Annotated in this window: 3 protein-coding genes; all 3 read left to right on the top strand. The window is 61.7% G+C overall.

Annotated features, from left to right (window positions below; translation table 11 throughout):
- Nucleotides 1-107 (top strand): ThuA domain-containing protein (locus EOA24_RS44190; RefSeq protein ID WP_348633110.1); only part of this gene is annotated, 107 nt, incomplete at its 5' end.
- 201 nt (nt 108-308) lie between these two features.
- Nucleotides 309-575, top strand: a complete 267-nt coding sequence (locus EOA24_RS38455) for a type II toxin-antitoxin system ParD family antitoxin (RefSeq protein WP_126081100.1) — start codon at nt 309-311, stop codon at nt 573-575.
- 3 nt (nt 576-578) lie between these two features.
- The gene (locus tag EOA24_RS38450; RefSeq protein ID WP_126081101.1) at nt 579-890 is read left to right on the top strand and encodes a type II toxin-antitoxin system RelE/ParE family toxin; all 312 of its coding nucleotides are present in this window, start codon (nt 579-581) and stop codon (nt 888-890) included.
- Nucleotides 891-1,239 lie beyond the last annotated feature (349 nt).

The raw sequence follows: 1,239 nt of genomic DNA, 5'->3' as shown, positions 1-1,239 counted from the left end.
GCAAGGGGCGGGTGTTCTATTCGTCGCTCGGTCACGCAGCGTCGGAATTCCAGGTGCCGCAGATGCGCACCATCCTGCGCCGCGGACTGGTGTGGGCGGCGCGCTGAGGCGGCGAGCCGGCTAAAGCGCGCGGCGATCCTCGATCCGCGCCGGCGGCCTTGATCGACATTTCGGTTGCTGCCCGATTGGGGGAGCTCGGTCCCCTATCGTATCGCCAAGGCTGAAGCGCGCCCGAATCAATCAAGACTGTCAATTATTGCTATCTATTGCTATATCTGCCGCCCGGCTCCGTATTTTCCAGAGGTCCCATGCCCAACTTCGCTTTGAACGAGCACTATGAGCGCTTCATCAGGAAGCAGCTCGAATCGGGCCGCTACAACAATGCCAGCGAGGTTGTCCGCGCCGGCCTGCGCATGCTCGAGGATTTTGAGGCGGAGCGGGAGAAGTGGCTGCGCGAGGAAATCCCGTCGCGCGTGGCCGAGCTCCGGCAGGATCCGGCAAAGGCAATCCCCGCCGAAACGGTGTTTTCCCGGCTGGAGGTCCGTCATCGAGCACGGCAGGCGAAAGCCAGATAGGGGATGGAATACCGGATTGTCTTCCATGCGAAAGCGGAAGCCGAACTGGAACAGCTCTATGACGACATAGCCGAGCGTGCGTCGCCGGCGGTTGCCTGGAATTTTGTCGCGGGCATCCGCGATCATTGCCTGGGCTTGTCGACATTTCCACAGAGGGGCACCGACCGGGTGGAGATCATGCCGGGGCTGCGGATCATCGGCTATCGCCGCGCGCTCAGCATCGTTTGCGCTGTAGACGGCGAGCGTGTGCTGATCCTGGGCATCTTCTACGCCGGCCGGAACATCACGCCTGAATTGCTCGAAGAGCGGCGCTGAAACACACCATCGTAGGGAATGTGGCGATCGGCAATCGGCTAAACGCTGCCGGCGATCTCGGGCCGAGCCCGTCACCTGGCGAGACGGCTTGCGGCGGTATCGCCCGAGGGGCCGGCAACGCATCTCCGGCCAAAATTCAACGAAGCCAGCTTACCATTTTCCCCTTCGTGGATATCTCGACGAGAAATCGAAAAAAGAGCGATCTTGGCTGTTGACAGTTCGATCGGGTGGCGACTATATACGCCCCACGAACGAGGGCGGGGCGCCGCTGGCGACGAAGAAGTTCGCTTCTAAATCTGCCCTCTGCGAAATTCAGGAGAGCCGCGTGAGCGACACTCGGAGGGCCCCG

The sequence above is a fragment of the Mesorhizobium sp. M2A.F.Ca.ET.039.01.1.1 genome (genome assembly GCF_003998035.1).
GTDB lineage: Bacteria > Pseudomonadota > Alphaproteobacteria > Rhizobiales > Rhizobiaceae > Mesorhizobium.
This window is presented reverse-complemented; position numbering and strand designations above follow the sequence as displayed.